The sequence below is a fragment of the Rhodovulum sp. PH10 genome (genome assembly GCF_000293785.1).
In the GTDB taxonomy this organism is placed as follows: Bacteria; Pseudomonadota; Alphaproteobacteria; order Rhizobiales; family Xanthobacteraceae; genus Rhodoplanes.
The window spans coordinates 1-473 of sequence record NZ_AKZI01000234.1 but is presented as its reverse complement, the minus strand read 5'-3'; the positions used below and the strand labels follow the sequence as shown (position 1 = coordinate 473).

The following is a 473-nucleotide window of genomic DNA, read 5'->3' as shown; positions in this document are numbered from 1 at the left end:
GCTGATTACGGCTCACGCCGGCTTTGAATGCGCGATTCGTCATAAATCACATCATACTTCGCCGCCGGCGACGATTCTTGCCCAGCCTCGCTCGCGTTGTCCAGCATGTCCACGGCCTCGTCGGCGGCACCGGCGCGCCACACCGCCATCGGCGTGCGATAGCCGAGCGCCTGGTGGAGCCGCTGCTCGTTGTAGAACGTGATCCATGCGGCGATGCCGGCCTTCGCCTCCCGGCCGTCGGCGTAGTGCTTCAGATAGACGTCCTCGTGTTTCAGCGAGCGCCACAGCTGCTCGATGAACACGTTGTCCATCCAGCGCCCGCGGCCGTCCATCGAGACCCGGATGCCGGCCGTGAGCAGCGCGCCGGTGAAGGCCGCCGAGGTGAATTGGCACCCCTGGTCGGAGTTGAAGATCTCCGGCTTGCCGCACCGTGCCATCGCCTCCTCGAGCGCCGCCAGGCAGAACGAGGTGTC

The 473-nt window shown here is 66.0% G+C and carries 1 protein-coding gene; it reads right to left on the bottom strand.

Annotated elements, in window-relative coordinates; genetic code table 11:
• Nucleotides 1-5: 5 nt before the first annotated feature.
• Nucleotides 6-473: integrase core domain-containing protein (locus A33M_RS21775; RefSeq protein WP_157223626.1), on the bottom strand; the 468-nt coding region annotated here is incomplete at its 5' end.